This window comes from Paenarthrobacter sp. TRD_SC_7, from assembly GCF_056156245.1.
Genome location: NZ_CM149587.1, coordinates 3,950,580 through 3,976,036, shown reverse-complemented (window position 1 = coordinate 3,976,036; position 25,457 = coordinate 3,950,580). Strand labels below are relative to the sequence as shown.

The following is a 25,457-nucleotide window of genomic DNA, read 5'->3' as shown; positions in this document are numbered from 1 at the left end:
GCCATGACCTACAGCGCCCTCCGCGCCCAGCAGCTCTCCCGGTACAACGACGACGCCGTCCTGTCCGCACCTCCCGCGCGGCTGCTCACCATGCTGTATGACCGGCTTCTCCTGGACCTCAAGCGTGCCCGCTTGGCGCAGGAGAGCACCAACTGGGACGTCGCCCGGGAGAACCTGTTGCACGCCCAAGCCATCGTTGCCGAACTGCGGTCCACGTTGCGCTTGGACGCCTGGGATGGCGCGGCATCGCTGGCGAGCATCTACGACTACTCCATGGAAGCGTTGATCGGCGCCAACATCTACCGTGATGTGGAACGGACCAAGGAATGCATTGAGCTCTTGGAGCCGTTGCGGCAGGGCTGGCATGAAGCGTCCGCCCAGTTGTCGGCCGATGCACCAGCTGCTGTTCCTGGGTCAGTTCCCGTCTCTACGGGCAGGGCGCTCGGTGTCGCTTGAGAACTGGTCCGACATCCTGGAGCGGTTCGAACGCGACATAGCCCTGGCCGTTTCCGGAGGAGCTGTTCCCCCGTGGACACCGCCTTTGGATGCCGGACCATTGCCAGCGTCGTTGGCTGACCGCGCCCGCCGGGTTTTGGACGCCCAGACGGACGCGGTCACCATCCTCAACCGCGTCAAGCACGACGCCGACACGCAGCTCAGTGCCATCGACGCCGTGCCGTCGGGGCCAGGCTCGGACCGGCCGCTGCTGCTGGACGTGCGCGGCTAGCTTTTGGCTGTGTCCTCGAGGAACTCCCGTGCTGCTGTCACCAAGGCCTCAGATCCACGGGCCAATGTCGGCTGGATGACTGGTGCGAAGTAGGGCGAGTGGTTTGACGGAATGTCCGGGAGCAAGCCGGTTGACGCCCACTCTTGGAACAGGGAAGGGTCCGCGCCACCCAGGAACCAGAAGACCAGGGGAGCGTCTGCGGCTTTAGCCAGGGCTCCGACGTCTTCGCTGCCGGACACCGGGCCGGGATCGATGACCTTGTGGTCTCCGAATTTTGCCCTGAACGCGGCCTCGATCCTTCCTGCGGCCGACACGTCGTTGACCGTCAGCGGGAAGTGCTCTTCGTAATGGAACTCTGGTTCCTTGGTTGCCCCCGAGGCTGTTGCTTCGCTCTGCACAATGCGCTCGATCGAACCCAGTACCTTGTCCCTGGTGGCATTGCTGAAGGATCGCACGCTCAGCCCCAGCCTGGCCGTTTCAGGGATGATGTTGTTCTTTGTCCCGGAGTGGATCTGCCCTACCGTCACCACGGCCGAGTCGCTGGCTGCGAGTTCCCGGGAAACGATGCCCTGCAAGCGGACGGTGGCAGCCGCGGCCATCAGGACAGGATCAATGGTGGTCTCGGGGCGTGAGCCGTGGCCGCCCCTGCCATGCAAGGTGATGCTGAGGGAATCCGCGGACGCCATGGTGACGCCGGGCCGGATACCAAACCATCCGGCCGGGAACGGTGCCACATGCTGGCCGAGGACGACGTCGGGCTTGGGAACACGGTCGTAGAGGCCGTCCGTGACCATGGTTTCCGCGCCGCCACCCCATTCCTCAGCCGGCTGGAACACAGCGACAAGGGTGCCCTGCCATTCCTCTTTTTGATGAGCGAGCGTTTCCACCGCTCCGACGAGGCACGTCACGTGGACGTCATGCCCGCAGGCGTGCATCACCGGCATGTCTTTGCCTTCGTGATCGACGCCGACCACCGTGCTGGCGTAGTCCAGGCCCGTTGCTTCCTTGACCGGCAGCGCGTCCATGTCGGCACGGAGCATGATCACCGGACCTGGTCCGTTCTCGAGGACGCCCACTACGCCGGTCTTACCAATATTTCGGTGCACGGTAAAGCCCAGTTTTTTGAGATGGCCCTCGGCGATTCCTGCCGTTCTGGCTTCCTGGAAGGACAGTTCCGGATTTGCGTGGAGGTCTTTGTAAAGGTCTTCGAGGTCAATGCTCATGGGTCTGCCCTTTCGTTCGACGCCGTCGGTCTGGCCAGTGTATCCACACCAAAATCTGCGCGAGCTGGGAAATCCGGGCACACTAGTGGGCATGAATGATTCCCAGCCTGTCACGACGCAGGAATCCACAGTTGAGGACTGGACTCGGGCTCTGGCAGAGTCGACCGGTTCTCCCGGCGGCGGGGCCGGGACCGGGGTGATGCTGGCCATCGCCGCGTCCCTGACCTCGATGGTTGCCGGGTACACGGAAGCTGATGAGGGCGAGCGCGTTGTGCTGGCAGAGCTACACACACGCGCCCGTACGCTCCGGGAAACCGCGCTGCAGTTGGCTGATGAGGACGCCGCGGCTTCAAAGGCCTTCGGTGCCGCTTTCCGGCTGGATCCAGGCCCGGAACGGGAAGACGCGATCCATCGTGCATCTGTCGATGCGGCCAAAGCGTCCGCAGTGCTTGGCGAGCAGGCCATCGACGCTATCGAAGACCTGGGGTGGCTGGCGGCAAACGGCAATTCGGCGTTGATAGCTGACGTCGTGGTGGCCTTCGGAGCGCTCAGGGCGGCTATCGCAGGTGCCCGCACCAACGTCAGTTTCGACCTTGGGTCGCTCACCTCTGCCGGCGATGACTTGGAGAAGGTCCGGAAAGAACATCCTCACCTGTGGGATACCGTCAATCGGCTGAGCGATGCCTTGGACCGGATTGACGAGCTGACGGCCAGCGTGGACAAGAAAGCAGCGCCGACGGACGGGTTGTGAGGCCCAGTGTGCGCGGCATTTCCGCGGCAAGGGGTGTAGAGCAGGCCCCACAACGGGCGTTCCATAAGTGCGCACCACGTTTGCAAAATTAGTCTGCCGATTTCGCTAACGGGCATGTGAGTGCTGCCGATAGCTGTTGCTGAGCAGGGATCGCTCGATGCATGGCCACGGATTGGCCTTACGACACCACCAGGCAGGACTTTGTGCTTGAATCCGTGACTTCCGCAGCCTTGGCCAGCGCCTTGGACGCGCTTTCCTTGCGCCAGCGGACCATCGCCAACAACATCGCGAACGTGAACACGCCCAACTACCAAGCCAAACGGGTTTCCTTCGAAGACCAGTTGGCGGCCTCGGTGCGTTCCGGCGGTGGCAACGTCAATGCCACGATCTCCCCTTCCGATGAGCCAACCCGGACAGACGGCAACAACGTCAATCTGGACACCGAGACCTTATCCAACATCGATACCGTGCTGCGTTACCAGTTCGCCTCAAGGGCCGCGGCTGGCGAATTCACCTCCCTCCGCACCGCGTTGAGGACCAACTGATGACGTTTGACGCGATTGGAATCGCGGGCTCAGCACTGACAGTCCATCGCAAATGGCTCGACGCTGTCTCCGACAACCTCGCCAACATGAACAACGCATCGCGTACCGACGGCGAAGCGTTCCGTGCCCGCTACGTCGAGGCGGCGGAAGGCAACAACGGCGATGGGGTGTACGTGAAGAGCACACCCCTGGGAGACGGCGAAGGCCGCATCGTGCACCAACCCGACCACCCACTGGCCGACGCTGATGGCAATGTGAGGTACCCGGATATCGACATGGCTGAACAGATGGGCACTTTGATCATTGCCCAACGCGGATACCAAGCCAACGCACAAGTGGTGGACCGGGCTCGCGAAACGTACTTGGCAGCACTCGAGATAGGAAAATCCTGATGGCCTTGGGCCCTCTTGAAGCCATCCAGGGTGTCACGGGCACCGGCTACGTCGGCGCTGGAAGGGTCGAGACGTCTCAGTCAGCTGCCACCGGTGGCGACTTCGGCACTGCCCTGACTGGCGCCGTCGACGATTTGCAGTCGTTGCAGTCAACGTCCAAGGAACTGGCCGTGTCCGCGGTGACCGGGAACCTCGACGATATCCACAAAGCAACCCTTGCTTCCACGCGCGCCCAAGTGACTTTCGAACTGGTGGCCACCGTCAGGAACAAGGGTATTGACGCGTTCAACGAGATCATGAGGATGCAGGCCTGATGCCACCCGGGATTTCCCAGTTCTTCCGCAAGCTTGGCAGCGGCATCCAAGCCTTTTCACCCGCCCAGCGAACCCTTGCCATTTTAGGCGTGGCCGTCCTGGTCCTTGGCGGTGTTGCACTGACAGCGTGGCTGGGGAAGCCCTCCTACTCGCCGCTGTTCTCCGGCCTGAAGGACACGGACGCCAACAGCATCGTGGAGCAGCTCCGCAAGGACAACATTCCTTACGAGCTGAGCAACGGTGGATCCACCATCCTGGTCCCGGAAGACAAGGTCTACGACGAGCGCCTCAAGGCTGCGGCCGCGGGCCTCCCCTCTGCTGCCGCCACCGGCTATTCGCTGCTGGACAAACTGGGCGTGACGTCCTCTGAGTTCCAGCAGTCGGTGACCTACAAGCGGGCGCTGGAAGGCGAGCTCGGTACTACGGTGCAGGCCATGGACGGCGTCAAGAGCGCAGCAGTGCGGCTCGCGATCCCTGAGAAGTCCGTCTTCGTGGACACCACTCCGGAGGCCACGGCATCCGTGTTCGTGGAAACCCAACCCGGCACCACGTTGTCCTCGGACAAGGTCCAGGCTATTGTGCATCTGACATCGGCAGCGATTGAAAACCTCAAACCCACCAACGTTTCCGTGGTGGACTCCCAAGGGAACGTTCTCTCCACGGTGGGCGGCGGGGCTACGGGTTCTTCGTCCAAGCAGGCCGCCGATTACCAGCAGCGCACCTCGGACGCCGTCAGGGCAGTCCTCGACAGCGTAGTGGGACCCGGCAATGCCACCGTGGCTGTCGCTGCGGACGTCACCGCCGAATCCGCGCAACAGCGCAGCGAAACGTTTACCCCTGCTGCGGATACCCCCGCGCTCAGCGAATCAACCAAAACGGAGACGTACACCGGAACGGGCGGCGGAGCAGCAGGCGTACTCGGCCCGGACAACATCGCCGTACCCGGCGGGACTGAAGGCAACGGCAGCTACGATTCCAGCGACACCACCAAGAACAACGCCGTCAACAAAGTCACCGAAGACCGGACCATTCCGCAGGGCGCCGTGAAGCGTCAGACCATCTCCGTGGCGATCAACCAGGCCGCAGCGGGTGGCGTCAACGTGGATTCGGTGCGTGCCCTGGTCACCTCAGCGGCCGGGATCGACGCAGCCAGGGGCGACGTGGTGACCGTGGAAGTGCTCCCGTTCAGCACCGCTGCTGCGGACAAGGCGGCCGAAGCACTGGGCGCTGCCCAAGCGGACGCAGAAGCAGCCAAAGAGGCGGCCCTGATGAACACGCTCATTCTCGCCGGCAGCATCATGTTGGCCGCCATCGCCTTGATCGTGGCCGTACTTATCACCCTGAAGCGTCGCCAGCGGCGCGAACCTGTGGACCTCGGCGAGAAGGCAGACTACGACGCCTTGCCGGAAGCCATTCCCACGCCGGCCCTCACGGGGCCGCCCACCACAGCGATTGAGCTGACCTCCATCCAGCCTCCCGCGCCGATCCAACCCACTCCTGCTTTGCCGCTCCCAGGCTCGGACGCACTGGACGGCGAGGTGAAGCGCGCCCAGATCGAGGCCATGGTGGCGGACAACCCGGCGCGCACGGCCGAGTACTTGCGCGGACTCATGGATGAAAGGCAATCCGTATGAGCCATACGGTTCCGGAAGCATCGGCCCTGAACGGGGTGCAGAAGGTAGCAGTGGTGCTCATGCAGATGAGTGCCTCCAGTGCTGCCGCGGTCATGGCCCAGTTCTCCGAGTCCGAAGCCGAGGACATTGCGGCCGAGATCGTCCGGCTCCGCCGCGTTTCCTCGGTAGTGGCGGACCACGTGATCAACGAGTTCCACGGACTGGCTGTCAGCGGCCGCCGCACTGCCCGCGGCGGCCAGGAATTCGCCGTCGGGCTTCTTGAAGCGTCCTTCGGCGCGGACAAAGCCGCAGGCTTCATGGATCGCCTCGCATCCACTATGGCCGGGAAGTCCTTCGAGTTCCTGGAAATGATGGACCCCGGGCAAATCCTGGCGCTGATCGACGGCGAGTTGCCGCAAACCATCGCGCTGATCCTTGCCCACCTGCGGCCGGGGAAGGCCTCCGCAGTCATGTCCGGGCTGGGGGACGTGCAACGGATCGAGGTCGCCCGCTGCATCGCGACCATGGGCTCGGCCTCCCCGGAAGCTGTGGGGATTGTGGCTGACACCTTAAAGGTTCGTGCAGGGGCAGTCATGTCGCAGCGGAAATCCAACGAGGTCGTCGGCGGCATCCAGCCGTTGGTGGATATCATCAACCGCTCCGACGTCAGCACCGAACGCTCGGTGCTGGATGGCTTGGGTACCTTGGATCCGGAGCTCGCCACGGAGGTTCGTGCGCGCATGCTCACGTTCGTGGACATCGTGAAACTGGAACCGCGGGACATCCAGCAGATCCTCCGCGGGGTCAGCGCCAACGTCCTTGCCGTGGCCATGAAGGGCGCCCCGCCCGTGGTGCTGGATACCGTCCGCGCCAACATGTCCGGCCGCAACCTGGAAATACTCGAATCCGAAATGGCCGCGTCCGGCCCGGTCCGCGCCTCGCAGGTGGAGGAAGCCCGGGCCGAGATTGTCCGGTCCATCCGCCAACTCGAAGCAGAAGGAGCCATTGTTGTCCGGCGCGGAGACGAGGACGACTTTGTCTACTGAGCACTTCATGCGCGTCGCGTTCCCATCGATCGGCGGACAGCCCACCGGGCGGTCCACCGAATCCGACCGTGGCTTCGTCCAAGGCCACGCAGCCGGTTACGCCGCAGGGATGCATGCTGCCGCCGCAGAGCAGCGCCAGCTCCAGGACCGGTTGCGGGCAGAGCATCAAGAAATGCTCGACGCCGGCCGCTCGGCTTTGGCCCGCTCCGTGCAGCTTTTGCAGGCGGCAGCCGCGGCGGCGCAGCAGCGCCAGGAAGTCGCCTTGGAAGAGGTGCAGGACGTGTTGGCGCTCAGTGCGATGGAGCTCGCAGAGGCAATTCTTGGCTACGAACTCCTGGACGGCGAGACGACCGCGAGGGCCGCGGTGCGTCGTGCCCTCAGTAGCGGCAGCACCGGCGTCGGAAACGTCACCGCCGTCCGCCTCCACCCAGGCGACATTGCCGCCTTGGCTTCGTCCGGCGTCACCGAACTCACCGGTGTTGAACTCAAGGCCGATGCCGCGCTCAACCCCGGTGACGCCGTCGGGGAGTATCCGAACGGTTGGATCGATGCCCGCATCAGCACCGCGCTGGAGCGGGCCAAGCAGGCGCTGCTCGGGGTCGAGTCGTGACGGCGTACCGGCCGCACGCCAACCGCTTCCACGCAGCCGTGGACGCGGCTGCTCCGCAACGAGTCGGAACCGTCACCTCCGTGCTCGGCCTGGGACTGGAAATCGCCGGGTTGAACTGCGCGGTCGGCGAACTCGTGACGGTCGGCTCGGGTGCTGGAACGCTCGACGCCGAAGTGGTCGCCTCGGTCAGCGGGGCAGTGCGGTGCATGCCCCTGGGCCGGTTGACCGGTGTTTCCGCCGGAGCTCCGGCACGGGCGAAGGGAACACCCATGCTGGTGCCCACGGGCGCGGGGCTGTTCGGGCGCGTGGTGGATGCGCTGGGCAGGCCAATCGACGGGAAAGGTCCGCTGGCACCCTCCCAGCGTGTTCCCCTGGAACAGGAAGCCCCGTCGGCCATGAGCAGGGCCCGCATCGACACGTCCCTGCAGACCGGCGTCCGCGTCCTGGACACCATGACCACCCTGGGGCGCGGCCAACGCATGGGCTTGTTCGCCGGATCAGGCGTGGGCAAATCCTCGCTGCTTTCCATGGTGGCCCGCGGAACCGACGCCCAAGTTTCCGTGATCGCCCTGGTGGGGGAGCGTGGCCGTGAAGTCCGCGAATTCCTTGAGGACGACCTCGGCCCCGAAGGCCTGGCCCGCTCCGTGGTGGTGGTTGCCACGTCTGACGAACCCGCCCTCATGCGGCTCCGGGCCGCCGTCACCGCAACCCGCATCGCCGAGTCCTTCCGTGAAGCCGGCAAGGACGTGGTGCTCATGATGGATTCCCTGACCCGAGTCGCCATGGCCCAGCGCGAGATCGGCCTCTCCGCAGGTGAGCCGCCCGCGACACGTGGCTACCCGCCGTCGACCTTTTCTGTCCTGGCGAGGCTCTTGGAACGTGCCGGTACAGCGGAAACCGGCTCCGTGACCGGCATCTACACAGTGCTGGTGGACGGCGACGACCACAACGAACCCATTGCCGATGCCGCCCGCTCCATCCTGGACGGCCATGTAGTCCTGGACCGCAAACTGGCCGTCACCGGGCACTTTCCCTCCGTTGATGTCTTGGGCTCGGTGTCGCGTGTGGCGTCCAAAGTGAATCCGCGTGAGTACACCGCGCTCGCGGTCTTGCTTCGCCGGGTCCTTGCGGCACGGCGTGGTGCCCAGGACCTGATCGACGTCGGCGCGTACCGGCACGGCAGCAACCCGCTGGTGGATGCCGCCCTGGACCACGAGGCCGCGATCAACCAGTTCCTGCGGCAGCCCATGGGCGAATCGATGCCCCACGGTGATGCATGGGCCGAGCTCTCCCGACTTTCAGCGCACTTTGGACACTTTGAAGGAGACGCATGAACCGACAATTCTCCTTGGCCGGGCTCTTGAGGCTGCGGCAAGCCGAACAGAAATCTGCGGAAAGCGGGCTGGCCGCGGCCAACTCGCGTTCGGCGTCGTTGCGTGCGCGGCGGGCGGAAGCCCGTGAGTCGTTGGCCGATTCCGCCGGGCATGCCGGGGATTCCGCGTCCTTGCTGGCCATCGCTGCGTCACGTGCCTCGTCCCAGAGCATGCTCGCCGAACTGGACGCGTTGGCCGCGAGCGCTGAAGCCGAGGCTGTCAGTGCCCGGGCCGAGTACACGGAGGCCAAGCGCCGGGCCGTGGGTCTGGAGAAACTCGAAGTCCGTCACGACGCCGAGTATGCCGCTTCTGCCCTCCGCACCGAGCAGGGTGTGCTGGACGAGATCGCCTCCACGGCGTGGCACAGGAAGGCCAGCTCATGAGCATGACCGACGCCATCGGGCGGATCCAAAGCATTGAGTCCCAGCTGCAGCAGTTGGCCCAGGGGGCGCGGGTGTCCGCTGCTTCGTCGACTTCGTCCAAAGCGGCTTCGCCGACGGATGCTGCGTCCTTCGAATCCGCGCTAAGCAGCGCGATGGGCACTTCATCTGCCACATCCTCTTCCTCGGCTTTGGTTTCAGGTTTGAGCGCTGCCGGTTTGGGTTCCCTGCTGCCCGCCGCGGGAAGTACGACGGCGACTGCCAAAGCGGCGGCCGTCGGCACCAGCGGTGGCTCCGTCACGGGTGACGCCGTGGTGGCAGCGACCAAGAAATACATTGGCGTGCCCTACGTCTGGGGTGGAACGAATCCGGCTGTAGGCATGGACTGTTCCGGTTTCGTCCAAAGGGTCTTCAAGGACCTCGGCGTTGAACTGCCCCGTGTGGTCAGCGACCAAATGCAGAAAGGCACTGCCGTTGCGTCGTTGGCAGAGGCGAAGCCCGGGGACCTCTTGGTCAGCTACGGTGGCGATCATATCTCCATCTATCTGGGCAACGGCAAAGCAATCGACGCTCCGGTGCCTGGTCAGACCATCCAGATTCGGGACGCCTGGGAGAAGTACTCCAACCTGACCTCCATTCGCCGGATAGTCACGGCAGGTGGTGCGTAGTGCAGACGGTTGTTGGGAGTGGCTCAGCCCGCGGGGCTGGGAGTGCCGTGGGCACTGCTGGTGCTGCTGGAGGCGGGGTGGCCGGTGGTGCTGTGAGTGCCGGGGCTTTTGATGCGGTGATGGATGAGCTTGAGCCGGACGTGGCTGCGGGAACTGGTGTGGCCGTGGTTGCCGGCGTGCCTGGGGTTATGTCGTTCGACCATTTCGATGGCTCGCTGCCCATTCGACGGTTGGAACGGCACGGTGCGCAGGGAACCCCCGAAACGGAAGTAGCTCCGCACGGAAGCGCCGGAGGTGGAGCTGCCAGTGCTCCCGCGGCTGCACCCGAACCCGTGCCCACACCTGCACCCACTCCCGGCGACGCCCGGCTGACCCTGCCTGGCGGGGTGTCCGGTGGCGCTTCTGTTCCTGCGGCCGCGCCGACCGTGCCGGCTGCAGGGTCTCCGGCTGCATTCACGGGCATTGCCACTTCGGTTTCCGCCCATTTCGATGGCTCGCTGCCCATTCGACGGTTGGAACGGCACGGTGCGCAGGGAACCCCCGAAACGGGTGAGTTCGGGTCGGACACAGCTGCGGGCGCTGGTGTGGCCGTGGTTGCTGGTGGGCTTGGAGCTGCACAGGTATCTGGAGCTGCAAGAGCGGGCGCGGCTGGCGAAGCACTTCGGCCCGACCATTTCGATGGCTCGCTGCCCATTCGACGCTTCCTACCATCGAATCCGCAGGGAGCCGTCGAAACGGGTGAGCTCGAGTCGGACATAGCTGCGGGCGTTGGTGTGGCCGTGGTTGCTGGCGTGCCTGGGGTTATGTTGCCCGACCATTTCGATGGCTCGCTGCCCATTCGACGCTTCCTACCATCGAATCCGCAGGGAGCCGTCGAAACGGGTGAGCTCGAGTCGGACATAGCTGCGGGCGTTGGTGTGGCCGTGGTTGCTGGTGTGCCTGGGCCCGGGGCTGCTGGAAATACGACTGGCACGGGTGTGCCAATTACTTTGGCGGCGGGCCCCACCCCATCCATTGCATCAGCAGCAGGCTCACCCACGGATAGCGACGACCTGCCTTCTGGCCATTTCGATGGCTCGCTGCAGAATCGACGTCTCCTGCCGTCTAACGTGCAGGGAACCGTCGAATCGGGGGCGATCCAAGCCCCCGCACCGGCCCAAGCCCCCGCGGCGACCCCAACACCCGCACCGGCCCACGTCGCAATGCACCCCGCCGTGCTGAACACGCCGTCCGGACCGACGCCCACCCTGCAACCAACCCAAGCCCAGCCCGCACCCATCGCGCAGCAACCACTCACGCCACAGCTGGCCTCGCCCCTCTTTTCGCTGGCGTCGGCTGCGCCGGGGGAGCACGTGATGACCCTGCGGGTATCGCCTGAAGACCTGGGCCCCCTTACAGTCCGGGCACACATCGACGCCGCGGGCGTAAGGATCGAGCTGTTCGCTCCCGGGGACGCCGGCAGGGAAGCGGTCCGGCACGTCCTGCCGGAACTCCGGCGGAACCTCGAAGACTCCGGGGCCAGCTTGAGCCTCTCATCGCACAACAGCCCATCTGAAACAGGAAAAGACACCGGCCAAGGCACTGGACAGGGACCATCACAGGGCCCCGGCCAGGGGAACGGGCCAGCCAACGGAAACCGCGATGCCGAACAGGCCCGACGCTCCGGTGACGTGGGGGGCGACGGAACCGAAGACCAACCGCAGCAACGACGCCGGCCGCCGCCCGGCGTCGTGCATGAACCCGGCACCCCACCCCGACTGGACATCCTCGTCTGACGTGAAGGAGAGACAACCATGACCACTATTCCCGCAATAGCCAACAACGGCATCGGGTCCGGGGAGGCTGTTCGTACCCCAGTCAAGACCATGGATTCCGAGGTTTTCATGTCCTTGCTGGTGACGCAGCTGCGGTACCAGGATCCAAGCGCGCCCATGGACACCAATCAGATGATGAGCCAATCGGTGCAGCTTTCCATGATGGAAAAGATGACCGAGCTGACCGCCGGTGCCAAGGAGAGCTTCTCGCTGCAGATGCGTACCGCGGCGGCGCAGATCATCGGGACCCAGGTGAGCTACACGCTGACCGACGGCACAAAGGGAGAAGGCATTGCCGGCGCCGTGTCGTTCGTGGATGGCGTTCCAACGGTGACCGTCGGCGAGGCCAAAGTGCCGCTGGACCTGATTACCGGCATGACCGCCTCGACCGCAACCACCCCTCCAACCAGCTGATTCTCACCAACTTCACCCGAAGAAAGGCAACACCATGCTCCGTTCGCTGTACTCCGGAATTTCCGGCCTCCGAGCCCACCAGACCATGCTGGACGTCACCGGAAACAACATCGCCAATGTGAACACCACGGGCTACAAGTCGTCGTCCGCGCAGTTCCAGGACACGCTCTCGCAAATGACGCAGGGCGCGGCTGGGCCCCAGCAGGATGTCGGCGGCTCCAACCCCGCCCAGATCGGGCTCGGCGTCCGGGTGGCCGGCGTCAGTACCAACTTCGGGCAGGGCTCGTCGCAGAGCACCGGTCGCGGCACTGACCTGATGATTTCCGGCGAGGGGTTCTTCGTCACCGGCAAGGGCACGCAGCAGTACTACACCCGGGCGGGTAACTTCCAGATGGACGCGGCGGGCCGTTTGGTCAGTCCCGACGGCGGCATCCTCCAAGGCTGGACGGCCACCAACGGTGTGGTGAACGCGGGCACGGCAACCGGTCCGATCACCTTGTCGCCGGACACCACCGCACCGGCAGTTGCCACTACGCAGGCGACCCTCGGCGGCAACCTGCCATCGGACGCCGCTGTGGGCACATCGGTTGAACGCCAGGTCAAGGTGTTCGACGCCAACGGAGCAGAGCGCAGCCTCACCCTGACGTTCAGCCGTTCGGCTACTGGCTGGAACGTGGCAGGCGCGGATGCCAACGGGGCCACGGGAGCTTCCACCCTCACCTTCGCCAACGGTGCACTGACGTCCGGCGGGACCATGACCGTTGGCGGGATTACCGTAAACATGGGTTCCGTGTCGGGCTTTGCGCAGATGAGCACCCTGGCGGTCACCGGACAGAACGGCGCAGAAGCCGGTGAGCTCGAGTCCTTCACACTGGCCGGCGACGGTTCCCTGATCGGCTCCTTCAGCAACGGCGCCAAGGAAGTTCTGGCCCGGGTGGCGTTGGCCCGCTTCACCAATCCCGAAGGCCTCGAAAAGGCGGGCGGCTCCACCTATGTAGCCACGGCAAACTCGGGCGCTGCCCAGCTTGGCGTTGCAGGCGAAGGAGGACTTGGTTCGCTGACGTCGGGTTCGTTGGAGATGTCCAACGTGGACCTGTCCCAGGAATTCACCAACCTGATCGTGGCCCAGCGCGGTTTCCAGGCCAACGCCCGCATCATCACCACTTCCGACGAGGTCCTGCAGGAACTGAGCAACCTGAAGCGCTAGTGGCCCGCGTCCTAAGTGGCTGCCGGAATTTGGCCAGTAAGGGCGGGGCGGGCCGTCCTGCCCTCCAGCAGGTCGGCGGCCCGCGTTGCGACGAGTTCGCTGAGGAAGCCAATTTCCTCCGGCGCGGGCACTGCAGCCGCGGCTGTGGCCACCGACTCCAGTACGGTGGCCGCGGTCCCTGCGCGTCTCCGGCGTCCATGCCCCATGCCACGCCTTCCCGGATGACGTGGTCAAGGGTGAGGTAGTTGAGCAGTGATTGGCCGCCCACTGCATGGCCGGCGTTGTTGCTCGGGGCATAGAGCAGCAGGGTAGGGGCGGTGTCATAGAGCGGGGCAAGCCTTACTTCGCCGCCGTCCCGGAGCATTATCGAGTAGTTTTTCGAATGCGCGTCCCCGTTGCCAATCACGAGGTTGAAGGTAATGGCCCGCAGCAGCGCCCGCCGGAATTCGCGGTCGTCCCTGCTATGCGGTGCCGCTGCCTTCGCGAGCCGGGTGAGTCGGGACGGCGGGTTCGTGGAGATTTCGTACTTGGACGTGCTGGCCAGCGCCAGGGCTTGGGTGAAATCTTCTTGGTGCAGCCGAGCGCCGTCCGGGGTCCGGTCGTACCGTGTCACCACGATCGCCTGTCGAGACCCGAACGTTTCCAGATACGCTTCCGCGGCCGGCAAGCCGGACGAAGCAGCCACCTTCAGCGCCCAGTCTTCGGAGGCGAGCAGGTGCTGGACCGGCGAGCAGTCGGCACCCAAGATGGCCAGCAGCCCCATGGCGTCCGGGGTCGATAGCCCGTTCTCCGACGCAAGGTGGGAGCGGACCTGGCCCTCCGGCAGGAGTCCGCTGAAGTAGTTGTACACTGCGGTGCCCTCGATTTTTTTCCGGCCAACCGGCAGCGAGAGGGATAGCAGGACGGAAGAGGAGCCGTACTCAGCAACTATGTCTGTGTCGTACAGGAAGGTCATTCTGAGCCCATTTCCGGTCAGGACCCCAACGTGTTGCCCATTCAGGAACACTTCCAGGCTCTTGTTCCGCGGGCTCACAATTTGACCTGTAGCTTCGAGAACCGGGGGACCAAGGCGACGTCGCGGCCGAGAACCCGAATGGCTTCCATTGCGAGAACGACGGAGACCGCTTCGCCGTGCTCGAGCCGGACAATCGTCCGGCGGGCGGTGCCAAGCCGGTCCGCCAGTTCCTGCTGGGTCAGGGAAGCTTCCTTGCGGGCATCACTGATCGCCCGCCCCAAGGAGGCGGCATTGACGGCCCGGTAAAACGGCGTTTGTGCCAAATATTGCCCATTTGGCCACAATGAAGGTTTGTGCCAAGTATCTGGCACACGGCATGCGCGGCGGCCCCAAGGGATCCGGCTGTAGCCCAGACGCTGGCCCGGGGAGCTGGTTATCCTGCCGCCTTCCTAACGCCGCGCCCTGCCCGGCCGACAGTAGGGGGAAGAACCGCCTCCATCCCCAGCTAAAGCAGAACAGCCCATGATCGTTGTCACCCGCCTGAACGGCACAAGCTTCGCCGTGAATCCGGACATCCTCGAACGGATCCATGAGAGTCCGGACACCCATCTGGTGACTCTCGACGGCGCCGCTTACGTCGTGCGGGAATCGCTGGCTGAAGTGGTGGAGCTGATAGCCAATTATCGCGCCAGTGTGCTGCGCCGCGCCCACGACCTTCCCGCGGTGTCGGGCTACCCGCTGAGCCTGGTCCGGTCTGCGGATGCGGAAGAAGACCCGGAACCCAACCACCCGAACGGAAGGTAGTCCATGACAATCGTCGGCCTGCTGCTGGCCTTCGCATCCGTGGTGGCCATGGTCACCTTGGAGCACGCGAACCTGATGTCGCTGCTCTTGCCCGCGCCCATGATCCTGGTTTTCGGCGCCACCATCGCGGTGGGGCTTGCCGGCAACACCTTCCGTGACGTGGTCCAAGCCTTCAAGGATGTGCCCAAAGCGTTCATCGGCAAGCCCGCCAAGCCCACGGAGAGCATTGACGAACTGGTTCGCCTCGCCGAGAAAGCCCGCAGCGACGGCCTCCTGTCCCTGGAGGAAGAGGCCAACAACGCCAATGACCCGTTCCTGCAGCGCTCGCTTCAGAACATCGCCGACGGCACCGACGCCGAGGAACTCCGCCTCCTGATGGAGGACGAGATCGACACCAAAATGCGGGCCGACCACGTCTCTTCCAAGTTCTTCGCCGCGCTGGGCGGGTATGCGCCCACCATCGGCATTATCGGCACAGTGGTCTCCCTGACCCACGTCCTGGAAAACCTATCCTCGCCGGACCATCTCGGCCCGATGATCGCTGCCGCCTTCGTGGCCACCCTCTGGGGCCTGCTCTCCGCGAACTTCATCTGGCTGCCGTTGAGCGCCAAGCTCAAGCGCCTCTCCGAGCTTGAAATCGAACGCATGACGCTTCTCATGGAGGGCTTGCTGGCCGTGCAGAACGGAACCCAGCCGCTGCTGCTGGCCGAGCGGCTCCGCGCCATGGCCCCGGCGGAGACCCGCGGCAAGTCGAAGGGAAGCAAGGACAGAGCGGACGACGGCGGCAAGCCCGGCAAGCTTTCGGCGTCCAGGGCAGCATGAGGTCGCGCAGGAGACGCGGCGGGCAGCCTGAAGAGCACCACGTCGACGAGCGCTGGATGGCCTCCTACATGGACATGGTCACAGTGCTGATGTGCATGTTCATTGTCTTGTTCGCAATGTCCTCGGTGGACCAGGTGAAGTTTGAGAAGCTGCGGAACTCCCTGGCCACGGGGTTCGGCACGGAGATCAGCCAGAAGGTGGACACCGCCAGCGGCGTAGTGGTGCCGGCCGAACTCGCCACGTCCAACGGCGAGGGTTTCTCGGCCTTGGACCTTGCCATCAAGGAGGCTGACAAGCTCACGGCGCTGCAGGGCGCCATGCAGGCCAAGTTGGATGCCCAGGGCTTGTCTGCCAACGTGCAGTTCGTGGTGGGGGAGCGTGGCCTGACGGTAAAGCTCGTGGGCTCCCAAACGTTCTTCCAGCCAGACATGCCTGACCTCACGCCCAAGGCCGTCCAGATCCTGAACACCATTGCTCCCACCGTGGTGGGTTCCGGCCTGGAGGTGATGGTGGAGGGCCACGCCGCCAAGGGGGTCACGGCGTTCGCGTCCACGTGGGAGCTTTCGGCGGCACGTTCTGTGAATGTCCTGCGGTATTTCGTTGACAAGTCAGGCATGCCGCCCGGGCGGATCGGCGCGGTCGCTTTCGGTGCTGCCCGCCAGGTCACGGACGACTCCACGGAGGAGCTGATGGAACTGAACCGACGGGTGGACGTGGTGCTGCTGTCCGCCAGCCCGGAGGATGTCAGGGCGTTGATTCCGGGGGCCATCGAGGCTCAAACCAAGGAGTCGGCCGCCGCGGCAAAAGCGGCGAAATAGCTGCCGAATAATCGTCCTCGGAAAGCCTTACGCCGCCCGCTGACGTGCCGATAGTGCCATCCGTGGGAGAACAGGAAGATCGTGCGGCGGGACGCCAGCGCACTGTGGACGTCTATGACTTCCGCCGCCCCACCACGTTGCCCCGCCAGCATAGCCGGGTGCTGGAAGTGGCTTTCGAAACCTTCGCCCGCCAGTGGGGTACTCAGCTCACCGCCAAGGTCCGGCTGAAGTCAACCGCCACCCTGGAACAGCTCAGCATGCAGAGCTACGACGAATACTCCGCGTCCCTTCCGTCGGTCACCTCCATGGTGCTGTGCAGGATCGACGGGAGTGAGTCCCGGCTGGTGATCCAGTTCCCGGCGACAGCGGCATTGTCCTGGCTTAGCCGAATGCTCGGAGGGTCCACGGACGCCGCGGCCCCGGAGCGGAAGTTCACGCAGATCGAGCACGCGTTGATTTCCCGCATGGTGGAGGAGGTGCTGGAGGACCTCCGGTATTCGCTCGGCAACCTCCTGACCCAATCCGTGACCATGGACGGCATCCAGTACAACTCCCAGTTCGCCCAGGCGGCGGCGCCGTCTGAACTGATGATTGTGGCCTCCTTCAGCGTCAACGTGGGCGAGACGCAGTGCGCCGCTACCCTGGCTATGCCTGCCGACGTCCTGCTCTCCAGGCTCGGCGACGTCAACCCCACTGTCCACAGCGTTGACAACGAGGATTTGGTCCGTACGCAGCTCGCCCAGGTCCCCGTGGACGTTGCCATCCAATTGACCCCCGCACCGGTGACGCCAGCACAGGTCCTGGGTCTCGCCGTCGGCGATGTCCTGCCGCTGCCGCACTTGGAAAACCGGCCGTTCGACGTCACCATCAACGGCACCCGCCTGGCCACGGCCGCGGCTGCCCGCCACGGCTCCAGGGCCGCCGCCGTCATCGTCACAACCGAGGAGCACCAGCGATGAGCAACATTTTGACCCTTCAGGCGGCGGCAGCCGAACGCCTCGCCCTGCACCTGCCGAGTGCGTCCACCCTGCGTGTTGCTGGCATCGTTCCGGCTCAGGACGCAGCAGCCTACTCTTCTCCCGCCGTGACGGCGACATTCGTGGGCGCCTCGACGGCGGACTTCGCATTGCTTCTGGTGGACCGTTCGTTCCTGGCCGCCGCCGGCGGGTCCGGGCTGGGAGGCGCTGTGTCCGCCGTCGACGTCTTGCGCCCAGCCGTGGAACAGGCCGCCTCAGCGTTCGACGCCGGTGTGCTGGGGGAGTTGCGCGAGGAAGACGCCGCCGGGCTGCTGAACGACCCCGCGACGGCGGTTTTTGAACTGAACGACGGCGGTGCTCCCTTCGGCTGGTTCGCAGTCCGCGTGCGGGACAACGGTGCCGTTCCCGACCCCGGATTCCGGAGCAGCCAAGACAGCGACATGGCCGCACGCTTGGGCCTGATCAGCAACGTGGAAATGGCGCTGACCGTGGAAATCGGACGTACGCGGATGTCCGTTCGGGACGCCCTCGCTTTGGAGCCTGGACGTGTTATTGAGTTGGACCGCTCGGCCGGGGCACCTGCCGACGTACTGCTCAACGGCCGGCTGATTGCCCATGGCGAGGTCGTAGTGGTGGACCAGGACTATGCCGTCCGCATTACCCGCATTCTGGACGGGGCAGAGGGAACGCACTAGATGGATGCATTCATCCTGGGGCTGCGGGTGCTCGTAGCCCTCGGCGCTGTCCTGGGGCTGATCTGGTTCGTCCAGAAGCGCCTCGGCAAAGGCAAGGGCCGGCGACGGGCCGACGCTGCCCTCGCAGTGGTGAGCCGGCAGGTGGTGGGTCAGAAGGCCTCTGTGGTTGTAGTCGATGCGGGGGACAAGCGCTTCTTGCTCGGCGTTACTGAGCATGCCGTCACCGTGCTGCACAGCAGTGACGCGCCTGTGGTTGTTTCGGAGACCGTCGATGCTGTGGAGGAGCAGCCACCGGCGAGCTTCGCAGAGCTGTTCCGGCAGGCCTCGGGTGAGCCATCGTCCGGCCCGCGGGCCGAACCGCTCGGACCAGCGACCGGGGCACTGCCCGTGCTGCGCAGGCGCAGTGAACTCCACCGTGGCGGCCAGCCTCACCGTGCGGTCGATCCAGCCCGGCAGGCACCACCCATGCACGGCTCCATCCTGTCTGCCTCCACTTGGCGCCAAGCCTCGGAAGCATTCAGGGGACGCCGCAATTGAACAGATCCGCTGATTTCGGCCCACCCAGGCTGCGATTGCTTGCCGCGCGGCCGTGGCATGCCGTGCCCTGGGTCGTGTTGCTCACTGTGGGATTCCTCTGGCTCGGAATGGCAGCTGGGCACGCCACACCCATTGACCCCACCCAGCCCACGCCGCCCACCTCGCCGGCGGCGCCGGAATCCGGTGGAAACGTCAGCATCGATATCAACGGTCTGGACGGGACACCCTCCACGGCTGTCGTGACGCTGATCGGGATCACGCTGCTCTCGGTGGCCCCGGCGCTGCTGCTCATGATGACGTCCTTCACCAAGATTTTCGTGGTCCTGGCGATGACACGGAACGCTTTGTCCCTGCCGGCCATCCCGCCCAACCAGGTCTTGGCCGGCCTGGCCTTGTTCCTCTCCCTGTTCGTCATGTGGCCGGTGGTTTCGGACATCAACACGGTCGCCGTGCAGCCATACCTCAACGGTGGGCTGGACTTTAACGGAGCCATGTCCGCCGGCTGGTCCCCGCTGCAGCACTTCATGCTGGCCCATACGCGTGAAGAGGACATTGCACTGATGACAAGGGCAGCGGACATGGCCAACCCGGCCAACCCCGAATCCGTCCCGTTCCAGACGTTGGTTCCGGCGTTCATGATCTCGGAACTGCGGGCCGCGTTCATCATCGGCTTCGTCATCTTCATCCCGTTCCTGGTGATCGACCTCGTGGTCTCGGCAGCCCTGATGTCCATGGGCATGATGATGCTCCCGCCGGTGATGATCTCCCTGCCGTTCAAGATCCTGTTGTTTGTCCTGGTGGACGGTTGGGGCTTGGTCATCACGTCCCTGATCCAGAGCTATTCGAGCGGCTGATGGATACCAATGCAGTCCTGGACATCTGCCTCCAGGCAATGATTGTGGCGGCCAAGCTGGCCGCGCCCACCCTTGTTACCGCGTTGGTGGTTGGGCTGGCCATTTCGCTCCTGCAATCCATTACCCAACTCCAGGAAGCCACGCTGTCCTTCGTGCCCAAAGCTGTGGCAGTCGCCATCGCCTTGGTGGTGTGCGGCCACTGGATGATCTCGGAAATGGTCGCGTTCACCAACGAACTGTTCGCCCGCATCCCAGGACTGATCGGCGGAGCGTGAGGTGGACATTCCCATCGACCAGTCGTGGATCCAGGTTATGTTGCTGGCCTCGGTCCGCATGACGGCCTTCCTGGTGGTGGCCCCGCCGTTCGCCCATCACGCCATTCCGGCCCGGATCAAGGCGATGCTGGGGATCGGCTTGGGACTGGCGGTCTCACAGCGGCTGTCCGCGGATGCGGTTCCGGCGGACACCGCCGGCTTCGTCATGGCCGTCCTCCTGGAGTTGGTCACGGGCCTGGCCCTCGGCTTCCTGGTGATGGTGATCTTCGCCGCGATCCAGTCCGCCGGCAGCCTGGTGGACCTCTTCAGCGGTTTCCAGATGGCCCAGGCCTTCGACCCGCAAATGATGGTCAATGGTGCCCAGTTCACCCGGCTCATGCAGATGGCGGCCCTTGCCCTCCTCTTTGCCTCGGACGGTTACCAGATGGTCATCGGCGGCCTCACAGGGAGCTTCAACGCGTTACCACTGGCAGGCGGAATCGACCTCAGCCAGCCCATTGAAGCCATGGTCGGCGCAGTGACCGGGATGTTCCTCGCCGCAGTACAGATCGCAGGTCCGCTGCTGGTGGTCCTGGTGCTGGCCGACGTCGGGCTCGGCCTCCTGACCCGCGTTGCCCCTGCGCTGAATGCCTTCGCCTTCGGGTTCCCCTTGAAGATTTTCATCACCCTGGCCTTGGCTGGGTTCCTGTTCCTGGCGCTGCCCAGGCTCGTGGCAACTCTCGCCGAGCAAGCAGCCAATACTTTGATGGGGGTGGGCTAGTGGCGGATTCACAAGAGAAAACCGAACAAGCCACGGACAAACGGATGCGCGAGGTCCGGGAGAAGGGCCAGCTGTCCCGATCCCAAGACCTCATGGCGTGGCTGGCCGTTGGCGCCGCCGCTGCGATGCTCCCGGCCACCATCGATCACGCCTCCAACGCCGCCGTGGACCAGCTGTTCACCGTGAAGAGCGTCATCGCCGAGCCCGACCCCGCCAAAGCTGTGGCTGCACTGGAGGCAGGACTGGGTTCCCTCGCCGGAATCCTGGGGCCGCTGCTCCTGGTAGTCACGGTGGTGGTGCTGGCGGGATCGGCGCTTCAGGGCGGGATCCGGTTCAAGAAGTTCCGTGCCGAGTTCGAACATTTCAACCTGCTCGCCGGCTTCAAGAGGATGTTTGGCGGCCAGGCACTTTGGGGAGGCGTCAAAGCGTTGCTGAAGACCGCCGTCGTGGGTCTTGTCCTGTATGCCGTGGTGCAGGGGCTGATGCCCGTGCTGCTGACGGCAGGCGGCCTGCCGGTTGCGGGCGTGCTGGCTGCCGCTGCCGGCGGAATCGGCGCGCTCATCCAGTTCGCGGTGGCCGCCGGCCTGGTGTTGGCTGCAGCGGACATCTTCGTGGTGATGCGCCGCAACCGCAAGAAGACCCGGATGTCCAAGAAGGAAGTCCAGGACGAGAACAAGAACACCGACGGCGACCCCCTCATCAAATCCCAGCGCCGTTCGCGCCAGCTCAGCATGAGCCGCAACCGCATGATCGGCGCGATCGGGGACGCCGACGTCGTGCTGGTCAACCCGACGCACGTGGCAGTTGCGCTGAAGTACGACGCCGGCAAATCGGCACCTCGCGTGGTGGCCAAGGGGTCGGGTCTGATCGCTGCCCGCATCAGGGAGGAAGCCGAAGTGAAGGGAGTTCCCATGGTCCAGGACATCCCTCTGGCCAGGGCCCTCCACTCCGCCTGCGAACTGGGGCAGGAGATTCCAGTTGAGCTGTATCGCTCCGTGGCGGCAGTGCTGGCGTTCGTGATGTCGCTGAAGTCCCGGGGAACAGCGCGAGGCATACACAGTATGAAAGAGAGTTTCCAGGCATGAAGAACAACAAATTCGCCCGGCTTTCAGTACCGGTGGGAATCGTGGGCATAGTCCTGCTGCTGGTTGTCCCGCTGCCTGCCCCGCTGCTTGATTTCCTGATTGTCTGCAACATCCTGCTGGCACTCCTGATCCTGCTGACCAGTATGTTCGTGAAGAAGCCCCTGGATTTCTCGGTCTTCCCCTCACTGCTGCTCGTTGCCACGCTGTTCCGGCTGGGACTCAACGTCGCGTCCACGCGTTTGGTGCTCGGCCAAGGCTTTGCCGGGCAGGTGATCGAAGCCTTCGGGAAAGTCACGGTTGGCGGCTCCCTGATCATTGGCGCCGTGGTGTTCCTGATCCTGGTGGTGATCCAGTTCGTGGTGGTCACCAAGGGCGCCGAACGCGTTGCCGAGGTGGGCGCCCGCTTCACTCTGGACGCCATGCCGGGTAAGCAGATGGCCATCGATGCCGACCTCAACGCAGGGCTCATCACGGACGCCGAAGCCCGGAAACGCCGTGCCGAAGTTTCCGCTGAGGCAGACTTCTACGGGGCCATGGACGGTGCCTCGAAGTTCGTGAAGGGCGATGCCATCGCGGGCATCATCATTATCATCATCAACTTCGTGGGTGGCATCGCCATTGGCGTGCTGCAGCGGGGCATGGAAGCCGGCGATGCCCTCAACACCTACGGCCTCCTGACCATGGGCGACGGCCTGGTCACCCAGATCCCGGCCCTGCTCATGGCCGTCTCCACCGGCATGATCGTCACCCGGTCCAACGCCGAAGAGGACATGGGCCGCACGGCATCCTCGCAGCTGATGCAGTCGCCCAACGCCCTGCTGATTGCCGGGCTGGCGGCGGGGAGCATGGCCCTGATTCCAGGCATGCCTATCCTTCCGTTCTTGGTGGTGGGAGCCCTGCTGGTCCTCGCTTCGCGGCGGGTAGCGGCGCAACAGAAGCTCCGTGCCGAGGCCCAAGACGCCGAGGCCCTGGCGGCCGGCTCCGTCGAAGAAGACCCCAATGAGCGGCTCATGGAGGACATGCGCGTCCACCCGGTGGAGATACTGCTGGCCCCGGACCTGGTGGACATCGTCTCCGGTGCGTCCGATGATCTGCTGGCCCGCGTCCGGTCCCTTCGCCACAAAATTGCGATGGAACTTGGGCTCGTGGTTCCACCCGTCCGCACTCGCGACGCCTTGGACCTGCCTCCGTCCACCTATGCCATCCGCATCGCCGGCGTCGAGGCTGGAAGGGGAGTGGCGCCGTCGGGCAAGCTGCTTGCCTTGGGCGAATTCCTGGACGCCCTGCCTGGAACCGCAACCGTGGAGCCCGTCTTCGGGTTGTCCGGCAAATGGGTTCCCACCGAGATGCGACACAGCGCCGAGATGACGGGGGCAACGGTGATCGACCGCGTCTCAGTGCTGGTCACGCACCTGTCCTCGATCATCTCAGCCAACGCTGCGCGGCTCCTCACACGCGAGGACGTCCGGGTGCTCACCGAAGGCGTCCGCAAGCAGAGCCCGTCGGCGGTGGAGGAACTCACGCCGGGCCTGATGACCCTGGCCGAAATCCAGCGGGTATTGCAAGGTCTCCTCGAAGAGCGGGTACCCATCAACGACCTCCCGCGGATCTACGAAGCACTCGCGTTGCGGGCCAAGGTGTCCACCGATCCGGAGGCACTTATCGAGTCCGCGCGGCACGCGCTCGGTCCAGTACTGGCAAACAAGTACCTCGACGGTGCGGTTCTCAACGTGATCATGATCGATCCGCTGCTGGAGCAATCCATGCTTGAGGACATGCGCCCGGCCGAAGGCGGCACCCAAATCGTCATGGGTCAGGCGAAGCTGGACGGTGTCCTCACCTCGCTGAAGTCCGCTGTGGACGGCGCTGCTGCTGCCGGTCGGGAAGCCGTGCTCGTGTGTGCACCGGCCCTGCGCCCAGCCATACGGCGGCTTGTCGCCTCTCCCGAAGGCGGCGTTCCCGTCCTCTCGTACCGCGAAGTGACGTCCGCCAACATCCGCATCGAGACGGTGGGGGTGGTCCGCTATGCAGAAGCGCTACAAGCTTAGCGGTGCGTCGCTGGAAGCCATTCGATTCAAAGCCCTCAAGCAATACGGTCCCGGGGCGCGGATCATTGCTGCCGAGAAGGTCACGAATCCGGGCATTGTGGGGTTGTTCGCCGCGGCCAAGTTCGAGGCGACGGTGGAGGTTGCGGATGTCCCTGATGTTCCGGTTTCCGCCGCCGTTCCTGTGTCCGGCCCTGTTCACGAGCTGCATGGTCCGGCCATCGCGGCCCTGTTGGCGCGTGCCGACGCCGCCGAACTCGAGCTTCACCGGCCTGCCCCTGCCCCGGTGTCCACGGCTTCCCCGGACTTCGCGGGCCTGCTGGAGCAACTCGGGAAAGAACTTCAACCAGCTTCGCCGCCGCCACCCATGCCTGCTCCGGCGCCGGTGCCGCCGTCGGACGCTTTCCGCGTTCCTGTACCCATGGCGGGCGACGGCAACCTCATCGTCCTCCTCGGCCTGGGCGATGATGCCCTCGGCCCGGCATTGGAGATGTCCATCGCCGCAGGTGGCTCGGACGTCCGCACGGCCGGCGATCTCAACGCCTTCGGTCACCTGCACGTCCAGGGACGGCAAAGTGCGACGGCGGCACGCGCACAAGCGGTGCTGACCGGGCAGACCGTGGTGGTCGCCTTCGGACTCGGACGCCCGCGCAACGTGCCGCTTAAGGCCGCACAGATCGCGGGCCTCGCTGCCGATCAACTGTGGATCGTTGTCGACGCCAGTCGCAAGCCTGAAGACACCAAGGCCTGGGTGCAGGCGTTGCAGGATTTGCTGGCAGGGGAGTCAGCAAGCGTGTCCGGGCTTGCCGTCATAGGCGCCTCGGAAACGGCGAGTCCGCAGACCGTCGACGCCCTTGGAATACCTCTCGGCTGGGTCGACGGCAATCCGGCCACCGCACCGGCCTTCGGAAAGGTAAATTGAAAGCATGTTGGTACTGACGCGTAAGCCGGGCGAGAAGATCATGATTGGGGATGACATTGTCATTACCGTCATGGAAGGGCGCGGCGACGGCGTTCGGATCGGAATCGAAGCACCCCGCGGTGTCTCCATTCAACGGAGCGAAGTGGTGGCAGCCATTGCCGCGGCGAACCTTGCTGCAACCCAGGCCGGCCCCGATGCCGAAGAACTCCTGGCAGCCCTCCGTCCCCCCACTCCTACAGCCGACTAAAGGTAAGGGGGCGGTCGAAGGGGTGGGCTAGCCCAACCCCAAGAAGTCCCGGAGCGTCGGCAGCGTGGCGCCCTGGACCGCAGCAATGGCTCGTTGGACATTCGCTTCGCGGGCGATGGGCGCCAGATCTTCGGCTCCAGCCAGATCCGGACCAGCATCCGGCTGGGAGAGCTCGTGGGCCGGGCCGGAATCCGAGGGCTCCTGCAGCAGCGCGACGTTGGCGGCAACGGCGTCGTCAATCCCGGCCAGCAGTGCCGCCATCCCCCGGCGGTGATCCTCAAGAAGTTCGGGCCAGATTCCCGGTGGTGCGATCGAAATGAGGGCGGGAAGCGTCAGTTGGTCGGGCGCTTTCCAGGCGGAGGCCACTGCGGAGGCTTCGACTCCGCGCGCGAGGGATTCGAATCGGAGGTTTTCGAGGACTTTTTCAAGTTCGGCCGCGGTGAAGTTCAGCCGGTGCCAGTTGCCTGCCCGGAGATGCAGGAGCTGCGTTTCGAGCAGGAAAAGCAAAAAATCAAGTTGCCTCCGCTCGCGCCACAGCGTTGCCGATAGCTCGTCCGCCCCCACGGTTCCCCAATTCATTTATG

32 protein-coding genes are annotated in these 25,457 nt (G+C 64.8%); 28 read left to right on the top strand and 4 right to left on the bottom strand.

From position 1 onward, the window contains the following. Positions 1-3: 3 nt before the first annotated feature. Both fliS and AC0J5Z_RS18925 read left to right on the top strand, forming a co-directional pair. The gene (gene fliS / locus AC0J5Z_RS18930; RefSeq protein WP_475035436.1) at positions 4-456 is read left to right on the top strand and encodes a flagellar export chaperone FliS; all 453 of its coding nucleotides are present in this window, start codon (positions 4-6) and stop codon (positions 454-456) included. Continuing rightward, positions 446-727, top strand: a complete 282-nt coding sequence (locus AC0J5Z_RS18925) for a hypothetical protein (protein ID WP_475035432.1) — start codon at positions 446-448, stop codon at positions 725-727. The genes fliS and AC0J5Z_RS18925 overlap by 11 nt, the downstream gene beginning before the upstream one ends. Here AC0J5Z_RS18925 and AC0J5Z_RS18920 read toward each other — a convergent pair. Then, a complete protein-coding gene (locus AC0J5Z_RS18920; RefSeq protein WP_475035428.1) occupies positions 724-1,950 on the bottom strand; it encodes an amidohydrolase in 1,227 nt (408 codons plus the stop codon). The genes AC0J5Z_RS18925 and AC0J5Z_RS18920 overlap by 4 nt on opposite strands. 91 nt (positions 1,951-2,041) lie before the next feature. On the opposite strand from AC0J5Z_RS18920, the gene AC0J5Z_RS18915 reads away from it, so the two are divergent. The 13 genes from AC0J5Z_RS18915 (at position 2,042) to AC0J5Z_RS18855 (ending at position 13,077) form a co-directional block, all read left to right on the top strand. Beyond that, positions 2,042-2,701 carry a cyclodeaminase/cyclohydrolase family protein gene (locus AC0J5Z_RS18915; RefSeq protein WP_475035426.1) on the top strand — a complete coding sequence of 220 codons (660 nt, stop codon included), beginning with the start codon at positions 2,042-2,044 and terminating at the stop codon, positions 2,699-2,701. 203 nt (positions 2,702-2,904) lie between these two features. Beyond that, positions 2,905-3,246 (top strand): flagellar basal body rod protein FlgB, encoded by a 342-nt coding sequence (locus AC0J5Z_RS18910; protein WP_475039780.1) that lies wholly within the window; start codon positions 2,905-2,907, stop codon positions 3,244-3,246. Further along, positions 3,246-3,638 (top strand): flagellar basal body rod protein FlgC, encoded by a 393-nt coding sequence (locus AC0J5Z_RS18905; RefSeq protein ID WP_475035424.1) that lies wholly within the window; start codon positions 3,246-3,248, stop codon positions 3,636-3,638. Before AC0J5Z_RS18910 ends, AC0J5Z_RS18905 begins: the two co-directional genes overlap by 1 nt. Continuing rightward, positions 3,638-3,952 carry a flagellar hook-basal body complex protein FliE gene (gene fliE / locus AC0J5Z_RS18900; RefSeq protein WP_475035421.1) on the top strand — a complete coding sequence of 105 codons (315 nt, stop codon included), beginning with the start codon at positions 3,638-3,640 and terminating at the stop codon, positions 3,950-3,952. Before AC0J5Z_RS18905 ends, fliE begins: the two co-directional genes overlap by 1 nt. After that, positions 3,952-5,586: a flagellar basal-body MS-ring/collar protein FliF gene (gene fliF / locus AC0J5Z_RS18895; protein ID WP_475035418.1), complete on the top strand. Its 1,635-nt coding sequence runs from the start codon at positions 3,952-3,954 to the stop codon at positions 5,584-5,586. Before fliE ends, fliF begins: the two co-directional genes overlap by 1 nt. Then, positions 5,583-6,611 carry a flagellar motor switch protein FliG gene (gene fliG, locus AC0J5Z_RS18890; protein WP_475035416.1) on the top strand — a complete coding sequence of 343 codons (1,029 nt, stop codon included), beginning with the start codon at positions 5,583-5,585 and terminating at the stop codon, positions 6,609-6,611. Before fliF ends, fliG begins: the two co-directional genes overlap by 4 nt. Further along, entirely contained in the window at positions 6,601-7,221 is a 621-nt protein-coding gene (locus AC0J5Z_RS18885) for a FliH/SctL family protein (protein WP_475035414.1), read from the top strand. The genes fliG and AC0J5Z_RS18885 overlap by 11 nt, the downstream gene beginning before the upstream one ends. Continuing rightward, a complete protein-coding gene (locus tag AC0J5Z_RS18880; RefSeq protein WP_475035412.1) occupies positions 7,218-8,555 on the top strand; it encodes a FliI/YscN family ATPase in 1,338 nt (445 codons plus the stop codon). The genes AC0J5Z_RS18885 and AC0J5Z_RS18880 overlap by 4 nt, the downstream gene beginning before the upstream one ends. Continuing rightward, a complete protein-coding gene (locus AC0J5Z_RS18875) occupies positions 8,552-8,977 on the top strand; it encodes a flagellar FliJ family protein (protein ID WP_475035410.1) in 426 nt (141 codons plus the stop codon). The genes AC0J5Z_RS18880 and AC0J5Z_RS18875 overlap by 4 nt, the downstream gene beginning before the upstream one ends. After that, entirely contained in the window at positions 8,974-9,642 is a 669-nt protein-coding gene (locus tag AC0J5Z_RS18870; protein ID WP_475035407.1) for a C40 family peptidase, read from the top strand. The genes AC0J5Z_RS18875 and AC0J5Z_RS18870 overlap by 4 nt, the downstream gene beginning before the upstream one ends. Positions 9,643-9,689: 47 nt before the next feature. Then, positions 9,690-11,417, top strand: coding sequence for a flagellar hook-length control protein FliK (locus AC0J5Z_RS18865; RefSeq protein ID WP_475035405.1), 1,728 nt, complete (start codon positions 9,690-9,692; stop codon positions 11,415-11,417). An 18-nt stretch (positions 11,418-11,435) separates the two neighbouring features. Then, the gene (locus tag AC0J5Z_RS18860; protein WP_475035401.1) at positions 11,436-11,870 is read left to right on the top strand and encodes a flagellar hook assembly protein FlgD; all 435 of its coding nucleotides are present in this window, start codon (positions 11,436-11,438) and stop codon (positions 11,868-11,870) included. A 34-nt stretch (positions 11,871-11,904) separates the two neighbouring features. Next, a complete protein-coding gene (locus AC0J5Z_RS18855; protein ID WP_475035398.1) occupies positions 11,905-13,077 on the top strand; it encodes a flagellar hook protein FlgE in 1,173 nt (390 codons plus the stop codon). On the opposite strand, the gene AC0J5Z_RS18850 is transcribed toward AC0J5Z_RS18855, so the two are convergent. Both AC0J5Z_RS18850 and AC0J5Z_RS18845 read right to left on the bottom strand, forming a co-directional pair. Further along, positions 13,028-14,110 (bottom strand): HipA domain-containing protein, encoded by a 1,083-nt coding sequence (locus AC0J5Z_RS18850; RefSeq protein WP_475035394.1) that lies wholly within the window; start codon positions 14,108-14,110, stop codon positions 13,028-13,030. The two genes, AC0J5Z_RS18855 and AC0J5Z_RS18850, sit on opposite strands and share 50 nt — an antisense overlap. After that, positions 14,107-14,355: a helix-turn-helix transcriptional regulator gene (locus tag AC0J5Z_RS18845; RefSeq protein WP_475035389.1), complete on the bottom strand. Its 249-nt coding sequence runs from the start codon at positions 14,353-14,355 to the stop codon at positions 14,107-14,109. The genes AC0J5Z_RS18850 and AC0J5Z_RS18845 overlap by 4 nt, the downstream gene beginning before the upstream one ends. 199 nt (positions 14,356-14,554) lie before the next feature. Here AC0J5Z_RS18845 and AC0J5Z_RS18840 point away from each other — a divergent pair, with 199 nt between their 5' ends. The 13 genes from AC0J5Z_RS18840 (at position 14,555) to csrA (ending at position 24,873) form a co-directional block, all read left to right on the top strand. After that, positions 14,555-14,836, top strand: a complete 282-nt coding sequence (locus tag AC0J5Z_RS18840; RefSeq protein WP_475035387.1) for a flagellar FlbD family protein — start codon at positions 14,555-14,557, stop codon at positions 14,834-14,836. A 3-nt stretch (positions 14,837-14,839) separates the two neighbouring features. Further along, on the top strand, positions 14,840-15,658 hold the full coding sequence (locus tag AC0J5Z_RS18835; RefSeq protein ID WP_475035385.1) for a motility protein A: 819 nt from the start codon (positions 14,840-14,842) through the stop codon (positions 15,656-15,658). Next, entirely contained in the window at positions 15,655-16,476 is an 822-nt protein-coding gene (locus AC0J5Z_RS18830; RefSeq protein ID WP_475035382.1) for an OmpA/MotB family protein, read from the top strand. The genes AC0J5Z_RS18835 and AC0J5Z_RS18830 overlap by 4 nt, the downstream gene beginning before the upstream one ends. A gap of 62 nt (positions 16,477-16,538) precedes the next feature. Further along, complete coding sequence (locus AC0J5Z_RS18825) at positions 16,539-17,435, top strand: flagellar motor switch protein FliM (protein ID WP_475035380.1); 897 nt, start codon at positions 16,539-16,541, stop codon at positions 17,433-17,435. After that, on the top strand, positions 17,432-18,148 hold the full coding sequence (fliN, locus tag AC0J5Z_RS18820; protein ID WP_475035378.1) for a flagellar motor switch protein FliN: 717 nt from the start codon (positions 17,432-17,434) through the stop codon (positions 18,146-18,148). Before AC0J5Z_RS18825 ends, fliN begins: the two co-directional genes overlap by 4 nt. Further along, entirely contained in the window at positions 18,149-18,685 is a 537-nt protein-coding gene (gene fliO, locus AC0J5Z_RS18815; RefSeq protein ID WP_475035376.1) for a flagellar biosynthetic protein FliO, read from the top strand. Positions 18,686-18,792: 107 nt separating this feature from the next. After that, positions 18,793-19,539 (top strand): flagellar type III secretion system pore protein FliP, encoded by a 747-nt coding sequence (fliP, locus tag AC0J5Z_RS18810; RefSeq protein ID WP_475035373.1) that lies wholly within the window; start codon positions 18,793-18,795, stop codon positions 19,537-19,539. Next, positions 19,539-19,814 carry a flagellar biosynthesis protein FliQ gene (gene fliQ, locus AC0J5Z_RS18805; protein WP_159708780.1) on the top strand — a complete coding sequence of 92 codons (276 nt, stop codon included), beginning with the start codon at positions 19,539-19,541 and terminating at the stop codon, positions 19,812-19,814. The genes fliP and fliQ overlap by 1 nt, the downstream gene beginning before the upstream one ends. Position 19,815: 1 nt before the next feature. Next, positions 19,816-20,574, top strand: coding sequence for a flagellar biosynthetic protein FliR (locus AC0J5Z_RS18800; RefSeq protein ID WP_475035369.1), 759 nt, complete (start codon positions 19,816-19,818; stop codon positions 20,572-20,574). After that, positions 20,574-21,659, top strand: coding sequence for an EscU/YscU/HrcU family type III secretion system export apparatus switch protein (locus AC0J5Z_RS18795; protein WP_475035367.1), 1,086 nt, complete (start codon positions 20,574-20,576; stop codon positions 21,657-21,659). Before AC0J5Z_RS18800 ends, AC0J5Z_RS18795 begins: the two co-directional genes overlap by 1 nt. After that, positions 21,656-23,707 carry a flagellar biosynthesis protein FlhA gene (locus tag AC0J5Z_RS18790; protein WP_475035365.1) on the top strand — a complete coding sequence of 684 codons (2,052 nt, stop codon included), beginning with the start codon at positions 21,656-21,658 and terminating at the stop codon, positions 23,705-23,707. Before AC0J5Z_RS18795 ends, AC0J5Z_RS18790 begins: the two co-directional genes overlap by 4 nt. Further along, on the top strand, positions 23,685-24,626 hold the full coding sequence (locus tag AC0J5Z_RS18785; protein ID WP_475035363.1) for a hypothetical protein: 942 nt from the start codon (positions 23,685-23,687) through the stop codon (positions 24,624-24,626). Before AC0J5Z_RS18790 ends, AC0J5Z_RS18785 begins: the two co-directional genes overlap by 23 nt. A gap of 4 nt (positions 24,627-24,630) precedes the next feature. Then, entirely contained in the window at positions 24,631-24,873 is a 243-nt protein-coding gene (csrA, locus tag AC0J5Z_RS18780) for a carbon storage regulator CsrA (protein ID WP_475035358.1), read from the top strand. Between the two features lie 27 nt (positions 24,874-24,900). Here csrA and AC0J5Z_RS18775 read toward each other — a convergent pair whose 3' ends face one another. Next, a complete protein-coding gene (locus AC0J5Z_RS18775; RefSeq protein ID WP_475035354.1) occupies positions 24,901-25,452 on the bottom strand; it encodes a hypothetical protein in 552 nt (183 codons plus the stop codon). Positions 25,453-25,457 lie beyond the last annotated feature (5 nt).